Here is a 20,559-nt window from a genome sequence, read left to right as displayed (position 1 = left end):
TCACTGGCTGATGGACATCGACGCGGGCACGACCTGGTATTCGAGCTGGGCCCAGGTCTGGGACACCTCGCGCCGAAGGTCGAGCACCTGTAACTGGGCATCGAGCAATGCACGTCTGGCAGCAAACGCGTCCGCAAGCGACCCGCTCCCCGCCTGATAGGCCGCGGCAGCGAGCTGGACGCGCCGGTCCGCAGCGGGCAGCAGGGAGTCGGTGAGATGGGTGATGCGCTCGCGGCCGCTGGCAAGCGTCGCCGACTGCGTGCGGATATCCGCTTCGACTTGCCGCTGCGTGTCTTCGTACATCAGCCGCGCTTTGGTGCCGAGTTCCGCCTTCTCATCGGCGTCGCGGTTCTGGCGATTCTTGCGATTGATCGGCAGCGGAATGCTGACGCCGACCGAAACCATGTTCGAGTACTGCCCGCCGCGCTGCTGATAAGAGACTTCCCACGTCCAGTTGGGACTGCGGTTGCTGTTGGCGACAGCCGTATCGGCATCGGCGACGGCGATGTCCCGCGAAGCGGCCACAAGCACCGGCTGAACGTCGCGAAGCTCGTCCGGTGGCAGAGACGACACATACGATTGCGGCGCGGGCGGATCGCCGCTCACATCGAGAACAGGCGTAGCAGTCCAGCGGGACAGGCCGATCAGTGCGGTTTGAAACGTCTGTTGTGCTTTGAGTAGCTGATCCTGCGTCTGCGCAAGCATCGCCTGCGCCTGCACGACGTCGGCTGCGCTTGCCTTGGCTGCCCGGTAAGACGCTTTCGTCGCGTCGAGTTCGTGGTCCATATGACGCACCAGCTCCTGCTGCAACGCGAGCGCCTGCTTTGCATAGACGGCGTTCAACCAGGCTGTCGCCGTTTGTTGCCGTGTGTTCACCAGCTGCAGCAGATAGCCGGCGCGCTCGCGGTCCACCACATCGTTCGCCCGCGCGGAGAGCAGGCGACGTTTATCACCGGATACCCATTCCTGCTCGATGCCGATGCGGCGCATGGTCATGAAGTCCTGACCGATGGTGAAACGTTGCGATCCGTTCACCGGCAGGTTGTCGATACCCGCTTTGAGCATCGGATCGGGCAGTTGCCCGGCCCGAACGGCGGCATCTGAGCTGGCGCGTACGGAGGCCTGTGCGGCTCCCATGGCGGAAGAGCGGTCGGTGGCGGCCTGAAGCGCCGCATCGAGCGTGTAGCTTGCTTGCTGAGCGTGTGCCGCGCCGCTCGTGAGAATCAGCGCGGCGAAAAGCGAACGCGCGCGCAGTGGTGCACGCCGGGTTGACGGCGTGCGAAAAATGAATGGCATGTTCTAACCCCAACGGCGAACTCCCAAAGGGAGTCCACGTCCTGGACGCAGGACGACCTCACCGCAAATGCGGTGAACCTGTCAGCAAGGGATTAGATGGCGCGAGGAGGTCGCCACGGTCCGGTCGGCTCACGGACCGGAAGCGACTGCGCGTAGTGGAAAAAAACGGTGCTCGATGACCCGGCAGGCCGGGTTATCCCGGTCGGAGAGACCGGGTGATACAGACTGCCGATTTGGCATTGCGCCATTACCTTGCAGAAAAAGCCCTTGGCTTTTTCGGGCTGCGACGAATGCATCGACTCGCAGCCGGGCATGTCAGCCGACATCGCATCGCTCTCGTCGGCACTCATGCTCATCTGCATCGGACATTCTCCCGTCAAGCCGCTGGCCGCCAGCCCACTAATGGGCAGCGCAGCGCATAGCAACAAGAGGAGCAAAGTCCGCAGAAATTTCATGCCGGAGATTATAGCCGGAGTAAATTAACCGGGTGCGTCGGATTGGCTAACAACAGCAGGATCAGCGCTGATGCGAAAAAACGCCCCCCACAGGGGCGTTCTTCGTTTGAGCGTTAGCTTGCGGCAGAGCGCGACGTTGCTTAAACGGTCGCTTCGACAATCGCTTGCGTATGGGCCGATCTCATCAACCCCTCGATCATCTTCGTCTCCGCGTTCGCAATCTCGCTCAACGATGCGACCGACAGTTGCCCATCCAGAATCGCCAGCGCGGTGCAAAGACGGGCGTATTCGCTGTCTTCGAGCAGCCAGGCGCCGTCTTGATGCTCACGCGCGTCGAGTTGCACCATCGCCGCATGCGCGCTTTCGATATCGGCAATAACGTCTTCACCGAGGCCAAGACGCGCCAACTCTTGCGACACCAGCAGATGCCGGCTCAAGGTCAGGTGCAAATCCCGCGTGCCTCGACCGCGCCGGAATGCATCGAGGGCGGTGTAGCACTGCAGGAGCATCGCCGCGGTGACTGGCTCGTGGGCGGTGCGACTATAGGTCAGCGCGCGCAGCAGCGGGGACATGGCCGGCTGGGTGTGCTTGCGGACTCGCGATTTACTGGACATATCGATTCAACCTCCTTCGCTAACTCTCGGCTTTGCCACCGAATGGTGTGCTCTCCGGTGGCAAACGCCGCCGATGCGCCGGCGGCTTGACAGGCCCTTAATGTGAGTCTGTGTAGCCATCATGGCAAGCAACTATTAAGACAGACTTAAACAACTCAAAGTCTCGAATGTGCGCGGCGTCTCGCCACGCGCGAGCAGATTTTCCGCTGCGGCTGGCCGGAAATGCAACGCTGCCATATAGGTTCGGATCGGATAAATACAAGTCACGTTGGCCGCGCCGACGAAAAAAAAGCCCTGCTCCCGCGAGGGAACAGGGCCGGACAGGATGGAGGAGTCGTACAGGCGCGTGGATGCTTGCCGACTTTTATAACCACCACAGACTACCAAAGCTGTTGCTACCTGAACTGCTACTGCGCTACTGCGTTATTGCTTTGCTGCGATATTGCGGTATTGCTTAACGGTGGTACTGCTTTACGGCGGTATTGCTTTACGGCGGTATTGCGGTATTGCGTTACAGCTCGGTTCCTCGCCATCAACATCGCCTCGCTGCAACCCCCTGCTGATCCGTGCGCATGGATGCTGCGATTGCGCACTATTTGCATTGCTTCGACTTCCTACTGCTTTACTGCCCTGCCACGTTGGTCAAACGCGGCAAACTGCCATCAACGGTACGGTTCAAAACAACGCGGGGGAAGACCGCGTCGATGGGCTCGGTGACTTGTCGCTCCATGGAAAACAGTTTATGTGAACGCACGAGAATGCAATTGCGCGAAACGAGGGGAATTGGCAGGCCAGTTTGCCGAATCGCCGCGGTGTCGCGGTTTCTTCAGACTTGAGCCGTGAGGTTGGGCGACCGAAACATAGGCGCGTGGCCTGTACGAGCGCCTGGGCTTCGAAATCGTCGCCGAAGAGGAAATAGAGTTTCTGATGCGGCGCGCACCGCACGCGTCAGCCTAAATTCGAGCAGAATGACCGTCTGACAAAGACGGTACGAAACCCGCTATGACCTTTCGCGACACCTCGGCCATCGAAAGCTGGCACGCCCATGTTTACTTCGATTCAGGTAGCCGCGACGCCGCGTGGACCTTTCGCGAGCAAATCGAAGCACACTGGAACGGCAAACTGCAAATGGGGCGCTTTCACGAACGCCCGGTCGGGCCGCACCCGATGTGGTCGTATCAGCTCGCATTCGCGCAGGAGCAGTTCGCCGAACTCGTCGGCTGGCTCACGCTGAATCACGGCGCGCTCGATATTTTTCTGCACCCGAATACCGGCGATGCCTTACGGGACCACCGCGACGCGGCGCTGTGGATTGGCCGTTCGCATGAGCTCGTGCTGAGCGCTTTGAACTAGGTGCCAAGGCACGCGTAGCTGCGAACGGCCGCTAGCCCGGTCACATATTCGAGTACGAGTTGCACCAGCCACGCGCGGCGACCTGCTTGTCGCCGAACAGCGTGCAACCACCGTAGGCGTCGGTAGCCTTACCCTGGAATAGCGAGCAGTTGGCGCAGGTTTGCCCGGCGGCGTAGCCAGGGAATTTCGCCTTGTCGACTTTTGACGCGTCCTCTTTATAGCCGACGGCCTGCGCCTTCGGATCGGCTTCGCTCAGTGCGTTCGCGGTGTCGGCGAACGCGACGCGGGACAGCATGAGGGATGAGCTCACGCCCACACTCAGCATCAGAAAATGGCGGCGTGAGGTTTTCATCATGGTCCGATGGGAATGAGGGTGCTCGTTAATCGGAATCAATTCCGGCAGGGCCAACGGTTTTGGCGGTCTGCGACGATTCTAGCGCGAGCGCCCACTTTTCCGCTGGCGGCCGTGCAGGGTTCCGGGCGTGCGCGCCACTGCCGCTACGCCGCACCCTCAGGGTCTGCTAGAGCAGCCCCATGCACACAGCAGCAACGATCGACCCCACCACCAACACCGCGCCGACGGTTTTGCGTTTGTTCAACTCCGTCCAAAGCAGGACGCCGGTGAGCGACAGCAGAATGATGCTGCCCGCCAGCGTATCGATCAGCAGCACCCAGCCGACGCTCAGGCCGACGCCCTTGTGCAGGTTCGTCAAAGTTGCGAGAAACGAGTTCTCACTGCGCTTCACCGTCACATAGCCATTGCCGACCCAATACTCCGCGGCGGTGTTTTCGTGCGGCGACGAAAAGGTGAGCTGCCAGTGCTCGGGCTGGAGCACGCTGCGCTCGCCCCACGCGACTGGATGCGCGGGTTCTTTCTGCGCGCGTCCCGGGCCGCCGGCCAGTTTCAGTTCCTGCTTGAGCCACTTACCGAGTTCGCGCGGCGTTTCCGGCGCCGGTTGTGGCAACGGCACCTGCACGACCGACACCTGCGGCTCGCCGGTCGACACCTTGAGCGGCCCGCCACGATGATTCAACAGAAAACCCGTAGTGCCGAACAGCAAACCCAGCGCGGCGCCCCACAAACCGATCCAGCCATGCACTTTGCGCAACCATTTGACGAAGGTAGCGCGGCGCGAGCGCCGCTGCCGTGCTTTCAGTTCGTCGCGGTCAAGCCGCTGCGGTTCGACGGCCTCGGCGTCGATGGCCTCAGCCGGTCGGAATTCAATAGCCTCGGGTACGCTCACGTTTCGCTCCAGGTGCGCAACAGGTTGTGATAGCAACCGACGAGGCTGCGACGCGCGGCATCGTCGGCATGCGTGGCGTTCAGACGTTGAATCGCCGTGTCCATATCGAATAGCAATGCGCGCTGCGTGTCGCTGCGCACGAGGCTTTGCACCCAGAAGAAGCTGGCGAGGCGCGCACCGCGCGTGACCGGCGTGACCTGATGCAGACTGGTGGCGGGGTAGACGATCATGTCACCCGCCGGCAGCTTGACCTGTTGCACGCCGTAGGTGTCTTCAACAACGAGTTCGCCGCCGTCGTATTCGCCGGGTTCGGAGAGGAACAGCGTCACCGACACGTCCGTGCGCAGCTTCACGCCGTTGGGCAGCACCCGCACCGCACCGTCCACATGGCTGCCGAATTCCATGCCGCCTTCGTAGCGATTGAAGAGCGGCGGATACACCTGATTCGGCAACGCCGCGCTAATGAAGAGCGGGTTGCGCTCGATCGACGCGAGAATCACATCGCCGAGTTCACGCGCGATCGGTGAATGCTCGGCGATCTGCTGGTTGCGTTTAACCGGCGCGCCCTGATAACCGGCGGTCGCCCGGCCATCGACCCACGCGTCGCCGGCGCTGTCGAGCCGCTCACGCACAAAGCGCAATTGCTCGGCGTTCAGTACATTCGGAATATGCAGCAGCATCTTGAGTTTCCTTGGCCTCGTTACGTCGACCTGCCGTTTGCGAGAACGGCAGGCCGACCGCATCAATGAGGCACGCTTCAGAACCGGTAGTCGAACGTCGCCAGCAGCGTGCGTCCGATACCCGGCACGGAACGGCCGCCGTCCGACTGGATGAGCGCGTCGTAGTACATCTTGTTGGTCAGGTTCAGCAGATTCAGCCGGACGTCGTATTGCTTCGCATGATAGGCGGCGGTCGCATCCCAGCGCGTGTAGCCCGGCACCTGCACGTAGTTCGTGTTCGACGCGTAGCGCGGTGACATATAGGTCGGGCCACCACCGATTTCCCAGTGCGGCGTGATCGCGTAGGTGGTCCAGAACGTCAGCGTGTTGCGCGGCGTGTTGGCCGGCACGTGCCCCTGGGTGCCGTCGAGCGCCTTCAGGATGATGGCGTCCATGTAGGTGTAGCCGCCGAACACTTGCCACTTGTCGGTAATGTGGCCCGTCACGCCGGCCTGAAAACCGTCGACGCGGATGTCGCCGTCGAGTTCGTATTCGGTCGGCGAGACTTGCGTGCGGGCGTTGGTCATTTCCTCGCGGAAGAACGCGGAGGTTACCGAAATATTGCCGCCCAGCAGATCCCACTTGCCGCCGACTTCATACGACTTGGTCGACTCCGGCGCAAGGTTCTGCGTCAGGTTGGTGACCGTCAGCGCTTCGAGCGACGGATCGAACGACGTGCCGTACGACACGTAGTACGACTGCCAGTCGGTCGGCTGATAAATCACACCGGCGCGAACGCTGGTGAAGAAGTTGGTTTGCGTCGCGTAGCCCGGCAGGCTAATCGTGTTGTGGATCTGCGCCTGGAAGCGATCCCAGCGCAAACCGCCGATCACCTTCCAGTGCTGGCCAATCGACACGGTGTCGTTCAAGTAAGCGCCAATTTCGTTCGAGCCAGAGTCGGCGCGGTTGCCGACCGTGGTGGTCACACCGGCAGGCGAAGACAGATACGCCGGGTTCACCATCGAAACAACCGGCAAGTTGTTGCGCGTGTAGGCCTGATTCGAATAGCTGTCGTGGCCCAGGTCGACCCCGGCAATCAACTCGTGCTTGAGCGGCCCGGTGTCGAATTTGTACTGAAGCGAGGTGTCGTTGTACAGCGAGTGGTTTTCGATCACACGGTCGTGGCTTTGCAACTTGATGAACAGTTGCGACGGCGACAGCGTCGTGAAATTGCCATTGGTCAACGCCGTACTGGTGGCCAGCGGCCCCGTCAGCACGGCTTGCGGCGCAGTTTCGCGCGCGTCGGTCATCGAGTGCGAGAACTGCGTCTGGTTGGTCAGCGTGAGCTGGTCCGAGAACCTGTGTTTGATCGCGGCGGTGAACGTCTGCACGTCCTGAATCGTGCGGTCGCTGGTCAAGCCATAGAACGTGTTCTTCGGCACTGGCGACGGGCGGCCGTTCAACGCCTGCACGCCGTAGTCAGGCATGTCGTAGTTGTGCTGGATCAGCGCGGAGATCGTGACTTCAGTCGGCGTGCCGATGCCGAAGCGCACTTCCGGCGCGATACCGTAGTCCTTGTTCTTCATCTCGTCGCGCGTCGAACCGAGGCTTTGGCCGAATGCGTTCAGGCGAATCGCGGAGGTGTCCGTCAGCTTATGGTTCACGTCGACGGTGCTGCGATAGCGGTCGTCGGTGCCGATCATGCCCGTGACTTCAGCCGAGTCTTTCAGGTTTGCCTTCTTGCTGACCTGGTTGATCACGCCGCCCGTCGAGCCACGACCGAACAACATCGACGACGGACCGTACAGCACTTCGAGTTCTTCGAGGTCGAAGGTGTCGCGATAGTACTGGTTACGATCGCGAAAGCCATCCAGATAGATGTCGTTCTGCGCGGTGAAGCCGCGCAAGTTGATGTTGTTGCCGATCTGGCCGCCTTCGGCCCCGCCGATCGTCACGCCCGGCGCATTGCGCAGCGCGTCCTGGAACGACGTGGCACCTTGCGAGGCGAGCACCGCCTTGTTGATCACGGTCACCGTCTGCGGAATGTCGCGCAATGCGGTGGGTGTCTTTGCGCCGACCGTCGAGCGTTCTGCCTGGAAGTCCTGTTGCTCGGCTTGCGCCGCGACACCGATGGCCGGCAAGGTCGCGTTGTCGGCCACTGCGGGCGACGGCGCGTTTTGCGCCGACGGCTGCGACGCAGCTTGCGGAGCGGTCTGCGCGACGGCGGGCGTGGCAAATGGAACGGCAAAAGCTAGCGCTAACGCAGTCGCAAGCGGCGTGTGATTGAACATGGGAAATCCCGTCGGATAGGCGCTTGTCCGATCCGCATGCTCGACATGGAATCGATGACAAAACCGCAATTGGCTGGCTGCCGGTCTCCTATTTGGAGCAAAGACGACGGGATGGCTGGCTGATGGTTAAATGAGAATCGATATCATTCCATATGCATAAGGACGCATCAATCGCGCCGAACCTTACCTCGCGTAATGGAATTGTTTCGGATTTTTACGAGCGTATGGAAAATGTAATTTTCGAAGCTTCGCGGTCGACTAAAAATTACTTCTTTGTAATATCAAGCAGCCCGGCACATGGCAAGTTTGGATATTTGTTAGACGAATAGACATGGCTGTGTATATCCTCGATAAACACGTCAACTTCTCTCAACACTCAGCAGAGTCGATCTGCATGACCCGGATGGCGTAGCTCGACGATGAAAGCACCTGGCATTCACGCAAATCAGTCGAGCGGCACGGAAAGCTTTCTAAATACTAACGGCCCGTCACGCTCGCGTGTGCCGGCGGCCGAACACGAAATCGCCACACCGTTTATCCTTTTTACAACACCGCATACCGCAACTGTTCCGTCCATCTTCGGAGTTGACCATGCAATACCGCAAATTCGGCCGCACTGGCCTGACCGTTTCGCACCTGTGTCTCGGCACGATGACCTTTGGCCTGCAGACTGAAGAAGACGTTTCGCGGCGGATTCTCGACACAGCGGCGGACGCCGGCGTGAACTTCATCGATACCGCCGACGTCTATCCGCTTGGCGCCGACGGAAGTGTTGCTGGACGCACGGAGGAGATCGTCGGACGGTGGTTGAAGGGCAAGCGCGACCGCTTCATTCTGGCCACGAAGGCGGTCGGAAAGATGGGGCCGTCAGCGTGGGATCAAGGCGCGTCGCGCAAACATCTGCTGGATGCGATCGACGCATCGCTGCGGCGGCTCGGCACGGACTACGTGGACCTTTACCAGCTCCATTCCGACGACGCGAACACCCCGCTCGATGAGACGCTCGAAGCACTGGACGTGATCGTGCGATCCGGGAAGGCGCGGTATGTCGGCGTGTCGAATTTCCTGGCGTATCGGCTGGCGCGGGCGCTGGGTCGCGCCGATGTGTTGCGCGTGGCGCGGTTTGTATCGGTGCAGCCCCGCTACAACCTGTTGTTCCGGCAGATCGAACGGGAGTTGTTGCCTCTGGCGGCCGAAGAGCAGTTAGCCGTGATGCCGTACAACCCGCTGGCGGGTGGTTTGCTGACCGGTAAGCATCGCGTGGATGCTGCGCCCACGTCCGGGCGATTCACCGAAACCGTCGGGAAGGCGGGGGCCATGTATCAGGAGCGGTACTGGCATCAGCGCGAGTTCGAAACGATCGAGAAACTGAAGGCGATCGCCACGCCGACGGGCGAGTCTTTGACTCGGATTTCTCTTGCGTGGGTGCTGGCGAATCCGCTGATTACATCGGCGATTATTGGCGCCAGTCGCGCTGAGCAGTTGAGCGATACGCTGGCGGCTTCGGAGCTTGTGCTCGATGCACAGGTTAAGGCGCAGCTTGATGAGGTGAGTCTGGAGTATCGATGGGGTGATGCGGCCCGATAGTGGGGTGCCTTTGACGGCGGCATCGGTTGCCCGGCCGCCGCCTTCGAAGGCACAGAAATCACCGTCCGTATCGAAGCACCGTACTCGCCGCAGCGAGCACATGGTCCTTCATAGCCGCCTGCAACGCGTCGCGCGTCAATCCTGCCGGCAATGCGTCGGGCGGTAAATCAAGCGCATAAACCTGCGCAACATAGTGATGCGGGACGTCCCCGACCGGCGGGCAGGGTCCGTAATAGCCAGGGCCACCCGTCCGGTTCGTTCCGGCCACGCTACCGGCCGGCGTCGCACCCGCGCCGAGCCCGGTCGCCGACGGCGCGACGCCATATAGCACCCAGTGCACAAGGCCCAGACCCTTCGCGCCGTCCGGGTCGAAAATAGTAATCGCGTAACTCTTCGTGCCGGCAGGCGCGTTCCGCCATTGCAAGGCCGGCGACACATTACCGCCACCGCAATTGTTCGCGCTCGCCGCATGGCTCGAATCCAGTGTGCCGCCGTCGGCCACACCCGGCGACGACAGCGCGAATGCATCGGCCGCGCGGGCACTCACTGCAGCAAAAGTCAGCACGGCACACATGCTGACCAATAACAGGCGTCGTGCAACGCCAGTGGTATCGCTTCGAATCATCGTTGGCCTCCCCGTGTATAAGTTAGCTAAGCTGAAAAAGGCAATGGCGCAACAAACGCGCGTCACAGCCACCGGTGACAAACGTATCGATCGGGCACTTTATTCCGCCGACCCGCAACGAATCCATCAGCACACCACGCATCACTTGAACCGACCCGTCCGCTCATTCGCCTCCGGCAACTGCCGCGTCTCACGCAATGACTTTGGATGCCACAAGCGCGCGCCCCCTTCGATCCCTGCATCGTTCGAAACAGTTGCGACATTTGCGGGCAACTTGAACGTCAGCCGTGCCGCGTTGCCACCGCCGATCCACAGCTTGTCGTAGTTCACCAGCGCATCGAGAATGCCGATTATCTTCTGGACCCGGCGATTCCAGCGCTTGTTGCCCGCCTTCTCGCGCGCCGCGTCGCCGATGTACTCGTCGTACGCCACCCCCTTCTTGCTGACCGGATGGTGCGCGAGCTCGAGGTGAGGCATCAGCTCGCCGTCGCGGAACAGCGCCGTGCCCGCGCCCGTACCAAGCGTTAGGACGAGCTCGATCCCATGGCCTTCGATCGCGGCGAAGCCCTGCATCTCCGCGTCGTTGATCATGCGCACCGGCAGACCGCCGAGGCGCTGCGCCAGCGAATCCGCGAGCGGAATGTCATGCCAGCCTTCAACGCCAAAATGCGGCGCCGTCAAAATGCGGTTGTTGCGCACCACACCCGGAAAACCAATCGACATCAGCGTAGGCGGCTCCTTTTCGACGAGCGGCTCGACCAGCTTCACCAACGCATCCACCAGTTGATCCGGCGTGCACGGATGCGGCGTCGGCACGCGCAAACGGTCGGTTTTCATCTGGCCGTCCGCATCGATGATCGCGGCTTTCAAGCCCGTGCCACCGACATCGATCGCCAGAATCCGCTCGATACTGCTTTTTGCTTTCGTCTTACGTGTGGCCACGGTGTCCCCCGATTGTGTTGGTGCGCCTCATGGAATTACTTCTTTTCGACTGCATCCTGCTTTAAAGGCCGCCATGCATGGCCGTCGCGTGCGAGCAGCGCGTCTGCTTCAGCAGGTCCCTCGCTGCCAGCAGCATAACCGTGCACCGGCATCGCGCCGCCAGTCTTCGGGTGCAGCACGTCGTCCACCGCGCACCAGCTCGTCTCGATGCTGTCGGCGCGCTGGAACAGCGTCTCGTCACCCAGCATGCAGTCGTACAGCAAGGTCTCGTAGCCAACGTTCGCCCGTTCGGCGAAGAAGTCCGCGTAGTCGAAAGAAGACTGCACCGCGCCGATCTGCATCACCGGCCCCGGCGTCTTCACATTGAAATCGAAACTCGTGCCGTGCGCGGGATCGATGCGCAAGGTCAGCACATTCGGCGTCAGCGCGTCGACCGGCGTATCGCGGAACAGACGGAACGGCACCGGCTTCAGTTGCACCGAGATCTCCGTACGGCGCGCAGCGAGCCGCTTACCGGTGCGCAGGTAGAACGGCACACCCGCCCAGCGCCAGTTCTCCACATACACGCGGGCGGCGGCGTAGGTTTCGGTCGTGCTGTCCGGTGCGACGTCCGGTTCCTCGCGATAGCCGATGCCCGCCGGACCCTTTGCGTATTGACCGAAGACAACGTCGTCGGCAGTCAGCGGCTGGATTGCGTCGGAGATTTCGGCCTTCTTGTCGCGCACGGCTTCGGCATCGAACGAATTGGGCGGCTCCATTGCGACCATGCCGAGCAACTGGAACAGGTGGTTCGGCAGCATGTCGCGGAACGCGCCGGTCTGCTCGTAAAATTTGCCGCGTCCCTCCACGCCGATCGTTTCGGCCGCGGTGATCTGCACGCTGTCGATATATTCGCGCCGCCAGATCGGTTCGAACAGCGCATTCGCAAAGCGCACCGCGAGAATGCTCTGCACGGTGTCCTTCCCGAGAAAGTGATCGATGCGATACACCTGCGACTCGTCCGCGTACGACAGAATGTGCGCATTCAGATCACGCGCCGAAGCGAGATCGGTGCCGAATGGTTTCTCAATCACGATGCGGCGGAAGCTGCCCTCACCTTCTTTCAGCAAGCCCGCTTTGCCGAGATGTTCGACGATCGGTTTGAAGAAGCGCGCAGTGACCGCCAGGTAAAAAATCACATTGCCACCCGGCGATTGATCGAGCTTTTGCTTGAGCTTCGCGAACGTATCGTCGGTTTCGAACTCACCGGCCATGTATTCGAGCCGCTGCGCGACCCAGTCCCACGCTTTGTCGTCGAGCTTGCCGGCGTGGAAAGTGCTCGCTTTGTCGGCGGCGAACTGTTGCAGCGACTTATGCAAGTCTTCACGCCATACGCTCGTCTCGCGTTCGCCGTGATTCACGCCGATGATCTTCATGCCGTCATCGAGCAGGCCGTCCACTGCGAGGTTGTACAGCGCCGGCATCAGCAACCGTTTGGTCAGGTCACCGCCCGCGCCGAAGATCACCAACGTGCAAGGCGGCGCAGGCCGCTTGCCGGCCGGCGACGAAGGCGCTTCATGCGGACCCGCGCTGACTTTACAACTGGGTTCGCGACTGGCGGAAGTTGGAGTGTTCGGAGTAGTCGACATGGGATTCGCTTAAGGAAGGAAGCCAATGGAACGGACGTGGCGGCACATGAAAGACCTCGCTACTTGGTCACCGCCGTTACTAGCGCAGGCGCAGGTTCGGGCGCGGACTCAGGTGTGTATGCCGGCGCAGGTGCCGAAGTCGACGTGGGTATCGGCGCCCGGTCCGGCTCGCCAGCCAGCGGCACATTGCCGGATGCGCCCATCGCCCTCGGTTGCAGAAGCAGTGCCACCAGGCCGCTCCAGCCGGTTTGATGCGAAGCACCCACACCACGCCCGTTGTCGCCATGGAAATACTCGTGGAACAGCACGAGATCGCGCGAACGCGGGTCCGCCTGCAAAAGCGGATACGCGCCCATCACCGGACGTTCGCCGTTTTTGTCCTTCAGAAATAGGGTGGTCGCCCGGCGCGCCAGTTCGTCACCAATTTCGCTGAGCGAAAACTTCTGCCCTGAGCCCGTCGGATATTCGACGCGGAAACTATCGCCGTAGTAACGATGAAATTCGTACAGCGATTCAATCAGCAAATAGTTCACCGGCATCCACACCGGCCCGCGCCAGTTCGAATTGCCGCCGAACACCCGTGTGTCGGATTCGGCCGGCAGATACTTGACGGTGACGCTGGTGCCGTTGTGGTTGAACTCGAACGGATGGTCGCGATGGAATCGCGACAGCGCCCGCACGCCGTGATCGGAGAGGAATTCGCTTTCGTCGAGCGCCCGGCGCAGCAGCGCTTTCATCCGATGCCCGCGAAGCAGCGAGAGCAGTAACGCATTACCCTTGCCGGGCTCGTTCCAGCGCGAGACCAGCTTCGCCAGATCGGGGCGATGCTCGAGGAACCAGACGAGCCGCTCGCGCAGACCCGGCAACTGACCATGCAAACGCTCTTCAAGCACGTGCACCGCGAAAAGCGGAATCAGGCCTACGATCGAGCGCAGGCGCATCGGAATATTGCTGCCATCGGGCAAGCGCAGTTTGTCGTAGAAGAATTCGTCTTCGCTGTCCCATAGACCGGTATCGCAACCGTCGTCGCAACTCACTGCCTCGGCGATATACAGGAAGTGCTCGAAAAACTTCACACCGATATCGACGAACACGTGGTTCGCATACGCGAGCTCGAGCGCGATCCGCATCAGGTCGAGCGCGTATGCGGCCATCCATGCGGTGCCGTCGGCCTGATCGATGTGACCGCCGGTTGGCAGCGGCGACGAACGGTCGAAGATACCGACGTTGTCCAACCCGAGAAAGCCGCCCTGAAAAACGTTACGGCCGTCCGCATCCTTGCGGTTCACCCACCACGTGAAATTCAGCAGAAGCTTGTGAAATACGAGTTCCAGAAAATCCCGATCCGCCTTGCCGGTCAGCGCGCGATCGATCTCATAGACGCGCCACGCGGCCCAGGCATGCACAGGCGGATTCGCGTCGCCGAGCGCCCATTCGTAGGCCGGTATCTGGCCGTTTGGATGCTGATAGCGGTCCTTTACCAGCAGCAGCAATTGCCGCTTGGCAAACGCGGGATCGATTAGCGCGAACGCGGCTGCATGAAACGCCAGGTCCCATGACGCGTACCAAGGGTATTCCCACTTGTCGGGCATCGACACGATGTCCGCGTTGCACAGATGCCGCCAGTCCACATTGCGGCCGCGTTTGCGCGACGCAGGCGGCGTGGGTTGCAGTGGGTCGCCTTCGAGCCAGCGTTGCACGTCGTACTGGTAGTACTGCTTGGACCACAGCATGCCGGCGAGCGCCTGGCGCTGCACGAGGCGCGCATCGGGATCGTCGATTTCATGTTGCAGCGCGCCATAGAATTCATCGGCCTCGGCGATGCGGTGAGCGAACACCGCATCCGCATCGAGTTGCGTGTCGTCGGGACTCGACTGCGGACGCCAGCGCATGTACACCACGGCGCGGCAATGCGGGCCGAGTTCAATCGACGCGTGCGCGCCCGCCTTCGTGCCGGCGTCGCGGCGGACCGCCTGTTCGTCGCCGTGGACGAGGTAGTCGTTGAAGCCGTCCTTGAACGGCCCGGCACCCTCCATGTTGAACAGACGCTTGACGTTGGTGTCGTTCTCGCAGAACAGCCACGCCATCCGCGGCGCGTCTTTCGACCACGCTGTCACGACGATCGGCTCATGGCCATGCTGCTTGCCGACCACATGGACTTCACCGTTGTGATCCTTGCCCGCGACAAGCGACGGCTTGTCCTTGTTTTCCTTCCACGACCACGAATTGCGCGCCCAGATCTGCGGCAGCACGTCGAGCGAAGCCGCCTCGTCCGCGCGATTCTCGATCGTCACACGCATCAGGATGTCGTCGGGAGCATGCTTCGCGTACTCAACCTGCACGTCGAAGTAACAGCAATCGTCGAACACGCCGGTGTCGAGAATTTCGTATTCCGGCATGTCGCCGCCACGCCGCGCGTTTTCTTGCACGAGATCGTCGTACGGAAAGGCGGCGTGCGGGTACTTGTAGAGCATCCGCATGTACGAATGCGTCGGCGTGCCGTCGACGTAGAAGTACAGCTCCTTCACGTCCTCGCCGTGATTGCCCTGGGCGTTGGTGAGGCCGAACAGACGTTCCTTCAGGATCGGGTCTTTGCGGTTCCACAGCGCGAGCGACACGCACCAGCTCAGTTTGTCGTCGCCGAAACCGGCGATGCCGTCTTCGCCCCAACGGTAAGCGCGGCTGCGTGCGTGGTCGTGGGGGAAAGAGTCCCAGGCGGTGCCATCCGCGCTGTAATCCTCGCGCACCGTGCCCCACTGACGCTCGCTGAGATACGGCCCCCAGCGTTGCCAATGGGCACAGTCGGCGGAGTGCAGGCGGGAACCTTCGATCGTATCGAGCAGATTGGCAGCGCGCAGCGGTGGCATGACTACGTCCTTGCGTCGGGCCTGGCGGTGGGACTCACATCGTAGCGCGGTTTAAGGGGCGATGGACTCCAATCGGGCAAGCAGGTTTTCGATGCGCAGCAACTCCCCCAGCGACCACGCCTGAAACGGCGTGCCGGCGGGCGTGTGCGGCGCATCGCCGTCGGCAATTTCGGAGAGATGGTCGAGACCGGCGTGATCGAGATGCGCGTACAGCGGGTCGAGAAAGCGCGCTTTGGCTTGTGTACGGGCATCCGGCTCGGCGCCGTGAACCCGCAGCCATGCTTCGACGAATGGGCCTAGCAGCCATGGCCAGACCGTCCCTTGATGATAGGCACCATCGCGCTCCAGCGGCGTGCCGCCGTAGTGCCCGCGGTAGGCAGGATCGGACGGGGCGAGCGTTCTGAGGCCAAGCGGCGTGAGCAGGTGCGCTTCGACCTGATCGACCACCGCGCGCGCCGCCGCGTCTTCGAGTAACGGAAACGGCAGGCCGCCTACGGCGAAGATCTGATTTGGGCGGATCGAGCGGTCAACCACACCTTTCACGAAATCCATATCGACGTTATCGACGAGCGTTTGCGTCGACGGATCGGTAAAACGTTCATGAAACGCTTGCAGTGCCCGGTCCGCAGGTTGCTGCCATTGCCGATTCCACGTTGCTGCAATGCGCAATGCGTTGATCCAGAGTGCCTGCACTTCCACGGGTTTGCCGATGCGTGGAGTGACCACCCAATCGCCGACCTTTGCGTCCATCCACGTGAGTTGTACACCGGGGACGCCGGCGCTCAGGAGGCCGTCGTCGGTGGAGGCTTTGATGTTGAAGCGCGTGCCGTTCGTGTAGCCCGTGAGGATAATTTCGACTGCCTGCTGCAGGCGCGTTCGCGTGCCGGCTTTTGCGTGATTCGTCGCCAGATAGTCGTGGACGGCGACGACGAACCATAATGATGCATCGACGGAGTTGTATTCCGGGGTGTCGCCGTAGTCGGGAAAGCGATTCGGCAGCATGCCTTCGGACAAGGTGCGCGACCATTCGAGCAGGATCGCTTCGGCTTCGTCGAGGCGCCCCGTTGCGATCAGCAAGCCGCGCATGGCGATGAACGTGTCGCGGCCCCAATCGGTGAACCATGGAAAGCCGGCGAGGATCGTGCGGCCTTCGTTGCGGGCAACGAGGTAGGCATCGGCGGAACGTTGCAGACGTGAGCCGAGTGCGCTGCGGCGCTGCTGTTCGATGTTTGCGAGTTCCGTTGCGTGGGGGGCTAGGTTCACGCCTGCCGGCTTCGTTACACGGTTGCCGGTGCCGGCCGACTCCGCTGCATAGTCGGCGACTGCCTTCCTACCTGCCGGCTCCGACGCGGATACTGAGGACGGCTCCGACACGGATGCTGAGCATGCGATCGACGCGCTGAGGATCATCACCGCTTCGCCATCGGCAAGATTGAAGCTGAACACGCCGGGCGTTGCCAAGTCTTCGCTGAAATCGAGGCCACGCTCGCGCTCGCGAACGTAGCAGAAGTTTCGGTACCAATCAGGTGCGTGCGCGTAGACGCCATTGGTCGCCGCATTAACGACCGGCAGGTCGCCATAAGGCTGCCAACTCGTGCACGCCTGATCGCTGCTCGTCTGCACGTTGAAATTGAACGCGGAGTTTTCGTGGTGCAGTGCATGGTAATCGCGCCCGGAGAGCAAGGGCCGGACTTTCAGGGTGAACGCACCCGCGCCAGAAGCCGCCTCAGAACCTTCCAGCCGCCAACGCAAAACCGTTTCGCGCGTCGCTTTGCTCACGAACACTTCCGCTATCAGCGTTTTCTGCGGATCGAGTTGCAAACGCCATGTCGGCCACGGGTCGGTGTCGAACGCGAGAAGACTCGCTGTCAGGTCGGGATAGATCACGTCCGGCACATACCGCTGCATGCTCAACGGATAACGCTGGCCGTCCGCTTCGAGCCACGCTTCCACCCCGTTCACGAGTACCACGCGCCCGCCAGGCGCGCGCGTAGCCGTGAGCAGCAACGCGTGATAGCGGCGCGTGCGCAGTGTGCCGACGGTTCCCGAAGCGAAGCCGCCGAAGCCGTCTGCTTCGAGCCATTCGTCTTCGAGACGCGTGATGTCGAAAGGTCTTTCGATGCGTGTCATGGCGCTGCCAAGGTATACAAAGCCGCAAATCGTTCGGTGTGCCAAGGCTTCAGCCGTATGGCGCTAACGTGACCATTCTCCTGCTTACTGCTTTCCATTTCCTTTCTACCAGCCGACATTGCGACGCAAGTCTATCCACTCGCAAACGTTTCACAATTATTTCTCGAAAGGAATGGAGACTGCATCCGCCGCCACACATTGGATGCAGACATGAGAACAGACACCCGCCTGGCCAGCGCCGTTTTCGTTGCACTCGCAACTTTCGCGTTGAGCGGTTGCGGCGCCGATGACTCCGGCTCGGCCTCGACGTCTTCATCGCCAACCGCCGCTAATAACGCTGTCGCGCAAAACGCCACGACAGCCCCCGCGGCGGGAATGCTCAACGCATCAGCGCCGCTCGCAGCCGGCCCCGCCGCCGCGTCCGACACCATCACCCAAAACATGCAAGCCAGCCTCGCTGCCGACAGCCAGCAAGTCGCGCCCGTGATGCATTACGCACCGGGCGACAACGCCAACAGCAATTGACCTGACTCCTCCGGCGCGCGCGAGGCGCGCTATTCTTTCCCCACCCGCAGAAGGTGATATTCGATGACATCAAATAGCCGTCGCCGTTTCCTGCAGACCGTGGCTTCATCCGCCGGCGCTGCCGCCGCGCTGACCGCGCTGCCCGAGTCCATTCGCAATGCGCTTGCCGTGCCAGCGTTTTCGCGCACCGGCACGATCCGCGATGTCGAGCACATCGTCGTGTTCATGCAGGAGAACCGTTCGTTCGACCACTACTTCGGCCACCTGCGCGGCGTACGTGGTTACAACGACCGCTTCCCGATTCCGCTGCCGGGCGGCAAGCCGGTGTGGTATCAACCGTCGAAGGAAGACCCGACCCAGCCGGTGCTGCCGTTCCATCTGAACACGGCGACGACCAGCGCACAATGCGTCGGCGATCTTGACCATACCTGGTACAAGACGCATGCCGCGATCGACGGCGGCCGCTACGACCAGTGGCCCGCGAACAAGACCGACATGACGATGGGCTATCACCTGCGCAGCGACATTCCGTTCCACTACGCGCTGGCCGATGCATTCACGATCTGCGACGCCTACTTCTGCTCGCTGCCGGGACCGACGCACCCGAACCGTTCGTATCTGATGACCGGCATGGTCGATCCGACCGGCACGCTGGGCGGTCCGCTGCTCGACAACAACGATTTCGTCGACGGCGACGGTCCGCCGAATTATCAATTGCTCTCATGGACCACGTACCCGGAACGCCTGCAAGCCGCGGGGATTTCGTGGCAGGTGTATCAGCAGGGTTTGACCGGCGCCGATCCGTTGAATGGCAACTACGGCACCAACGTTCTGCAGAACTTCGCGAACTTCATCAACGCGCAGCCGGGTTCGCCGTTGTATGAGCGCGCGCAAACCGTGCGCACCATCGACGATTTGAAGGCCGACGTGCTGGCCAACAAGCTGCCGCAAGTGTCGTGGCTGTGCCCGCCGGCTGCGTACTCCGAGCACCCGAGCTATACGCCCGCATACGGCGCGGAATACACGTCGCAGATTCTCGATGCATTGACGTCGAATCCCGAAGTGTGGAGCAAGACCGTGCTGTTCATCATGTACGACGAGAACGACGGCTTCTTCGACCACCTCGTGCCGCCGCAACCGGCGACGACCCCGGCGCAAGGTCAGTCGACGGTCAGCACCGACGGTGAAATTCACAACGTGGTGAATCCGGCGCGTGGCGGCAGCTACACCGCGGACGGCCTGCCGTACGGCCTCGGCCCGCGCGTGCCGATGACGATCGTATCGCCGTGGAGCAAGGGTGGTTTTGTGTGCTCGCAGGTGTTCGATCACACGTCGGTGATTCGCTTCATCGAAACGCGCTTTGGTGTGTATGAGCCGAATATCACGCAATGGCGCCGCGCAGTGTGCGGTGACCTGACCACGGCGTTCGACTTCCGCACGCCGGATTCGAAGGTGCCGCCGCTGCCGGACACGAGCAACTACAAGAGCATCGCCGACAACCAGTGCGCGACGCAGCCGAAGCCGACCGTCCCCACGACGCTTGGCGCGATTGACCCGCAGGAAAGCGGCATTCGCTTCGCCCGCGCGTTGCCGTATGAGTTGCATGTGAACGGGCACGCGGATGTGAAGAAGAACACGTTCGAGATCGTGCTCGCCAATAGCGGCGATCAAGGCGCGCATTTCTACGTGTACTCGACGAATCGCACGGATGGTCCGTGGCGTTATACCGTCGAGGCGGGTAAGTCGCTCAATGAAAGTTTTGACCTGACGACGAACGGTGTGTATGCGTTTGAAGTGTTCGGGCCTAATGGCTTCGTGCGTAAGTTTGCGGGTAATACGCAACCTTCGACGGCGCAAACGGCGCAGGCAGCCTCAGGCGGCCATGGCAACGGCAAGCCCGCGCAGCCGGAAATCAAGGTGCAATACGATGTTGCGAACGGCAACGTGTTTCTGAAGTTCAGCAACAAGGGCGGCGGTGTTGCGCGCATGACGGTGACCGACAACGCGTATGGGGCGCGGACGCGTCCGGTGCTGGTGCCGGCGGAGGCGCATATCGAAGAGGCTTGGGTGCTGGCGTCGAGCCATCACTGGTATGACTTGACGGTGACGAGTAACGATGACGCCAGCTTCTCGCGTCGCGTGGCTGGGCACGTTGAGAATGGGCGGCCGAGTATTAGTGATCCGGCGGCTGTGGCGCCGGTGTTGGTGGTGAATTAAGGGCGGGGGAAGGTGGATGGGCTTCGGTTGAGCGGCTGCTTTGTTGGGTCGCTTGATCGAAGTTCAGAGGTTTGATGTCGTTGCGCTGAGGAAATGTTGCGGCCGTCTTAGGCCGATTGGCCAAAG

The 20,559-nt window shown here is 61.5% G+C and carries 16 protein-coding genes; 4 read left to right on the top strand and 12 right to left on the bottom strand.

Translation table 11 applies throughout. From position 1 onward, the window contains the following. From M0D64_RS02325 to M0D64_RS02315, 3 genes are all read right to left on the bottom strand, one after another. Positions 1 to 1,296: a TolC family protein gene (locus M0D64_RS02325; RefSeq protein WP_266256447.1), complete on the bottom strand. Its 1,296-nt coding sequence runs from the start codon at positions 1,294 to 1,296 to the stop codon at positions 1 to 3. Between the two features lie 92 nt (positions 1,297 to 1,388). Next, complete coding sequence (locus tag M0D64_RS02320) at positions 1,389 to 1,751, bottom strand: hypothetical protein (RefSeq protein ID WP_266256446.1); 363 nt, start codon at positions 1,749 to 1,751, stop codon at positions 1,389 to 1,391. Positions 1,752 to 1,891: 140 nt separating this feature from the next. Beyond that, positions 1,892 to 2,365, bottom strand: coding sequence for a hypothetical protein (locus tag M0D64_RS02315; protein WP_154565208.1), 474 nt, complete (start codon positions 2,363 to 2,365; stop codon positions 1,892 to 1,894). A gap of 1,002 nt (positions 2,366 to 3,367) precedes the next feature. Here M0D64_RS02315 and M0D64_RS02310 point away from each other — a divergent pair. Further along, positions 3,368 to 3,718, top strand: coding sequence for a DOPA 4,5-dioxygenase family protein (locus tag M0D64_RS02310; protein WP_097395052.1), 351 nt, complete (start codon positions 3,368 to 3,370; stop codon positions 3,716 to 3,718). A gap of 40 nt (positions 3,719 to 3,758) precedes the next feature. On the opposite strand, the gene M0D64_RS02305 is transcribed toward M0D64_RS02310, so the two are convergent. The 4 genes from M0D64_RS02305 to M0D64_RS02290 form a co-directional block, all read right to left on the bottom strand. Continuing rightward, a complete protein-coding gene (locus tag M0D64_RS02305) occupies positions 3,759 to 4,070 on the bottom strand; it encodes a high-potential iron-sulfur protein (RefSeq protein ID WP_266256492.1) in 312 nt (103 codons plus the stop codon). A 169-nt stretch (positions 4,071 to 4,239) separates the two neighbouring features. Beyond that, entirely contained in the window at positions 4,240 to 4,962 is a 723-nt protein-coding gene (locus M0D64_RS02300) for a PepSY-associated TM helix domain-containing protein (RefSeq protein ID WP_266256445.1), read from the bottom strand. Continuing rightward, complete coding sequence (locus tag M0D64_RS02295; RefSeq protein WP_093634253.1) at positions 4,959 to 5,642, bottom strand: Fe2+-dependent dioxygenase; 684 nt, start codon at positions 5,640 to 5,642, stop codon at positions 4,959 to 4,961. The genes M0D64_RS02300 and M0D64_RS02295 overlap by 4 nt, the downstream gene beginning before the upstream one ends. A gap of 77 nt (positions 5,643 to 5,719) precedes the next feature. After that, positions 5,720 to 7,912, bottom strand: a complete 2,193-nt coding sequence (locus M0D64_RS02290; protein WP_266256444.1) for a TonB-dependent siderophore receptor — start codon at positions 7,910 to 7,912, stop codon at positions 5,720 to 5,722. A 591-nt stretch (positions 7,913 to 8,503) separates the two neighbouring features. Here M0D64_RS02290 and M0D64_RS02285 point away from each other — a divergent pair. Beyond that, a complete protein-coding gene (locus tag M0D64_RS02285; RefSeq protein ID WP_266256443.1) occupies positions 8,504 to 9,499 on the top strand; it encodes an aldo/keto reductase in 996 nt (331 codons plus the stop codon). 58 nt (positions 9,500 to 9,557) lie between these two features. Here M0D64_RS02285 and M0D64_RS02280 read toward each other — a convergent pair whose 3' ends face one another. The 5 genes from M0D64_RS02280 to M0D64_RS02260 form a co-directional block, all read right to left on the bottom strand. Further along, positions 9,558 to 10,124, bottom strand: coding sequence for a YbhB/YbcL family Raf kinase inhibitor-like protein (locus M0D64_RS02280; RefSeq protein ID WP_266256442.1), 567 nt, complete (start codon positions 10,122 to 10,124; stop codon positions 9,558 to 9,560). Positions 10,125 to 10,265: 141 nt separating this feature from the next. After that, positions 10,266 to 11,066, bottom strand: a complete 801-nt coding sequence (locus M0D64_RS02275; RefSeq protein ID WP_266256441.1) for an ROK family protein — start codon at positions 11,064 to 11,066, stop codon at positions 10,266 to 10,268. 35 nt (positions 11,067 to 11,101) lie between these two features. Next, positions 11,102 to 12,694, bottom strand: coding sequence for a glucose-6-phosphate dehydrogenase (zwf, locus tag M0D64_RS02270; protein ID WP_266256440.1), 1,593 nt, complete (start codon positions 12,692 to 12,694; stop codon positions 11,102 to 11,104). A gap of 59 nt (positions 12,695 to 12,753) precedes the next feature. After that, positions 12,754 to 15,561: a glucosidase gene (locus tag M0D64_RS02265; protein WP_266256439.1), complete on the bottom strand. Its 2,808-nt coding sequence runs from the start codon at positions 15,559 to 15,561 to the stop codon at positions 12,754 to 12,756. Between the two features lie 51 nt (positions 15,562 to 15,612). Continuing rightward, a complete protein-coding gene (locus M0D64_RS02260; RefSeq protein WP_266256438.1) occupies positions 15,613 to 17,691 on the bottom strand; it encodes an amylo-alpha-1,6-glucosidase in 2,079 nt (692 codons plus the stop codon). A gap of 210 nt (positions 17,692 to 17,901) precedes the next feature. Here M0D64_RS02260 and M0D64_RS02255 point away from each other — a divergent pair, with 210 nt between their 5' ends. Then, positions 17,902 to 18,216, top strand: coding sequence for a hypothetical protein (locus M0D64_RS02255; RefSeq protein WP_266256437.1), 315 nt, complete (start codon positions 17,902 to 17,904; stop codon positions 18,214 to 18,216). A gap of 63 nt (positions 18,217 to 18,279) precedes the next feature. After that, positions 18,280 to 20,433 (top strand): phosphocholine-specific phospholipase C, encoded by a 2,154-nt coding sequence (locus tag M0D64_RS02250; RefSeq protein WP_266256436.1) that lies wholly within the window; start codon positions 18,280 to 18,282, stop codon positions 20,431 to 20,433. Positions 20,434 to 20,559 lie beyond the last annotated feature (126 nt).

Origin of the sequence: Paraburkholderia sp. WS6, assembly GCF_030464835.1 — a bacterium.
Lineage (GTDB): Bacteria > Pseudomonadota > Gammaproteobacteria > Burkholderiales > Burkholderiaceae > Paraburkholderia > Paraburkholderia madseniana.
The sequence above is the reverse complement of the archived record's forward strand: the minus strand, read 5'-3'. Positions and strand labels throughout refer to the sequence as shown.